Consider the following 3240-nt stretch of genomic DNA (forward strand, 5'->3'; position numbering starts at 1 on the left):
GCGCAGATCGGCTGGTCCTCCCTTTACACGGCGGTGACTGACGAAATCGTCTACGCCACCATGGCGTTCGTCTTCATGGGGTACCTGCTGGACAAGACCGGAGTGCTGGACCGCCTCATCGACCTGTTGAACTCACTGATCGGCGGTACCAGGGGAGGCCCCGCCTGGGTGTCCACCGTGGCGTCGGCAGGCCTCGGCGGGGTAGTCCACAACCAGGCGGCGATCGCCGCGACCGTGGGTTCCGTGACCATCCCGTGGATGGAAAAGTCCCGGCTCGACAAGCCCGCGGCCGCGACCCTCGTGGCGGGAAACGCCGGAATGGGCATCACTTTCCCGTTCAGCGCCTCGATGTTCGTCCTGGTCGGCTCCGCCACAGTCGGGCCCCTGCTGAACGTCAATGAACTCGTACTTCCGCTGTTCATCGGCGGGCTGTGGTGCTTCCTGCACCGGCTGATCGTCACCTGGCTGCTGATCCGCAAGAGCGGGATGACGCCCCTGGATGCCGCGCACCGGTTGCCGGTCCGGGCGGCGTTCGGCCGCGGCTGGGCCACCCTGCTTTTGTTCGTCGTGGTGGCCATCCCACTGATCATCACCTCCGCCTTCATCGCCACCGCACTGTCGGACTGGACCGGCGGAGACATCACCAAGTCCCTGAGCGTCATCGTCTGGATCCCGGTGGTCCTGATCATCACCGGCGCCGTCCTCGGCCGAAAAAACCTCCCCCGCAGCGGCCGGGGCTGGTGGACCCTGCTGCAGGAGTCCGCCCCGAGGTTCGGGATCGTCGGCATTACTGTCGTCTTTGCCTTCGCCGGCGCCAACGCCCTCGCCGCCACCGGCCTGCCCCAGCAAATGACGGCACTGCTCAACCGGATGAACCCGCCCCTGTGGCTCCTCGCCATCCTCATCGGGCTGATCGTCATCGCCGTCGCCGCGCCCCTGTCCGCCACGGCCACCATGGCCGCCGTCGGAACCGTCGGTGTCGCCACACTCGTTAGCGCCGGTGTTCCGGCGACCACCGCCGCCGTCGCCGTACTCGTCTTCTCATCCTGCGAAGCCGCCGTTCCCCCCGGAGGCGCGCCCCTGTATGTCGCCTGCGGCATCGCGGACGTGGACCCGATCAAAACCTTCGCCCGACTGCTCACCCACTACGCCCTGCCCCTGCTGGGCATCGGCGTGCTCATCATCCTCGGCATCCTGCCGATCTAAAGGAACCGCGACATGCACAAGATCAGACGTGCCATCGAAGTCATCTTCGTCCTGAGCCTCGCCGCCCTCCTCGCCGGCGGAGTCCTGTTCGTGACGGGCCAGGCCATCGCCCTTGCCGCCGGCCAGAGCGAATGGCTCGTATTCTTCAACGAATCCGTCAAGCCCCCGATGTGCCTTGCGGCATCGATCTGTGCGATCGCCGGGTTCTTCCTCAACTACAAGCGCTACGAGAACAAAGAACAGACTCCCCAGAAGGCAGCGACGCGATGAYCGACACCAGGGAAGCCGGAACCTACCCGTCCTTCGCCGAACTTCTCGAACGGGAGGGCGCGCTATCCGGGACGTCGTGGGGGCTGTTTCCCCAACCGGACCGCGGAACGCCGTCCTTCATCACGCAGGACACCACCCTGGAGGCCAGGAACTGCATCAGGACCGGCGTGGTCTTCGGCCTTGACTACCCGGCCGATGCCTTCGATCCCGGAATGTCACTCAAGCGCAGCGCCCCTCGTCACACCATCTACTCCTCCCACCCGGCCCACCGGGACGACTACCTGGACGGGTATTACCTCCAGGGATCCACGCAGGTCGACGGGCTCCGGCACCGCCGGGCAGACGACATCGGCTTCTACAACGGCACCCCCGATGACCGGATTACGGAAGGCACTCCGGACCTCGGCATCCAGGAATGGGCTGACAAACCCATCGTCGGCAGGGGAGTGCTCGTCGACCTCGACGGCTACTGCACCGGCGAAGGCACTCCCATTGACCACGCAGCAGGTGAGCCCCTCGGGCTTGACCTGATCCAGGCAGCCATCCAGGCCCAATCCCTCACCATCCAGCCCGGCGACATCCTCATGCTCCACACCGGATGGTGTGAATGGTTCCTGGCCTTGGCCATGGCGGACAAGCAACAGACCCGGGAGAGCTGCCGCGCCACCGGCATCGCCCAATCACAGGAATTCGTCGCCTGGGCCTGGGACCACCGCCTCGCGCTGATTGCCGCCGACAACTTCGCCCTCGAATGCCTGCCCGTCATTCCCGAAAGCCCCTTTCTGTTATCGGCGCCCAACGACCACGGCATGATGCACCAACAGCTCTTGGCCAAACTCGGCATGCCGCTCGGCGAACTCTGGAAGCTGGGACCCCTCAGCCGACACATGAAGAAGGCCGGAACCTGGGACGCCTTCGTCAGCATCAAACCGCTGAACATCACCGGCGGCACCGGGTCACCTGCGAACGCCACGGCAGTGACGTGACCCAGCGCGACGGTGCGGGCCGGCGCAGCACCGGGCCTGCCCGCCGCACACTGAACCACGAGCGAACGGGCCGTCGGGGCGGCCTTGGGCCTGCCCCGACAGCGGCCATGCAATTTCGTGGATGGACCGGTAGAATAGTAGTTAGCAATGCTAATTAGCGCAGCTAACTATTGCTGCCGTGCAGGTCTTGGAGGCGCTATGACCACCACCCGCGATTCCCGTCACGCAGGAGACATCATCCGGCCGGACATTTTGGCAATCGAGCTTCGGACCGCCGTTATGCGCACGTCCCGCCGGCTCCGCATCGAGGCAAGCGGTGATGTTCTTACGCCGGGACAGTACACAGTCCTGGCACATCTTCGCAGCGGCTCCCAAACCCTTCGCGAGCTGGCCGAGCGGGAGCATGTTCAGGCGCCGTCGATGACCCGGATAGTCAACGCGCTGACCGATCAGGGCTTCGTGTCGCGGTCAGCCCATCCCGAGGACGGCCGTCAGGTGCTCGTCTGGATTACTCCGGCCGGTGAGGCCGTCCTGAATGAGGCCCGCAGCCAGCGGACAGCGTGGCTGGCGCAGCGCGTCGCGACTCTGAGTGACGAGGACCGTCTGACGCTGAGCCGCGCCGCCCGCATCATGCAGGAGTTGAGCGCCAGATGAGTGTCATGTTCCGGGCCCTGGGGAACCGCAACTACCGGATGTGGGCGGGCGGGGCCCTGGTATCCAACATCGGCACATGGATGCAGAGGGTGGCGCAGGACTGGCTGGTACTGACAGTATTGAC

4 protein-coding genes and 1 pseudogene are annotated in these 3240 nt (G+C 65.4%); all 5 read left to right on the top strand.

Annotation, left to right across the window (positions count from 1 at the left end):
* On the top strand, nt 1–1206 hold a 1206-nt coding region (locus tag AC1D1W_RS20270), incomplete at its 5' end, for a TRAP transporter large permease subunit (RefSeq protein ID WP_476944650.1).
* Between the two features lie 12 nt (nt 1207–1218).
* Nucleotides 1219–1476 carry a hypothetical protein gene (locus tag AC1D1W_RS20275; RefSeq protein WP_028275526.1) on the top strand — a complete coding sequence of 86 codons (258 nt, stop codon included), beginning with the start codon at nt 1219–1221 and terminating at the stop codon, nt 1474–1476.
* A complete protein-coding gene (locus AC1D1W_RS20280; protein ID WP_476944651.1) occupies nt 1473–2462 on the top strand; it encodes a cyclase family protein in 990 nt (329 codons plus the stop codon). The genes AC1D1W_RS20275 and AC1D1W_RS20280 overlap by 4 nt, the downstream gene beginning before the upstream one ends.
* Before the next feature lie 198 nt (nt 2463–2660).
* On the top strand, nt 2661–3116 hold the full coding sequence (locus AC1D1W_RS20285) for a MarR family winged helix-turn-helix transcriptional regulator (RefSeq protein WP_476944652.1): 456 nt from the start codon (nt 2661–2663) through the stop codon (nt 3114–3116).
* Nucleotides 3113–3240, top strand: a pseudogene (locus AC1D1W_RS20290) (MFS transporter); the annotation flags it as partial. The gene AC1D1W_RS20285 and the pseudogene AC1D1W_RS20290, both read left to right, overlap by 4 nt.

Source organism: Arthrobacter sp. P1_B4 (assembly GCF_056406555.1).

What these genes read in the sequence shown, in the direction of transcription:
- AC1D1W_RS20275 (WP_028275526.1), top strand. Translation starts at nt 1,219, where the DNA reads ATGCACAAGATCAGACGTGCCATCGAAGTCATCTTCGTCCTGAGCCTC.
- AC1D1W_RS20285 (WP_476944652.1), top strand. Translation starts at nt 2,661, where the DNA reads ATGACCACCACCCGCGATTCCCGTCACGCAGGAGACATCATCCGGCCG.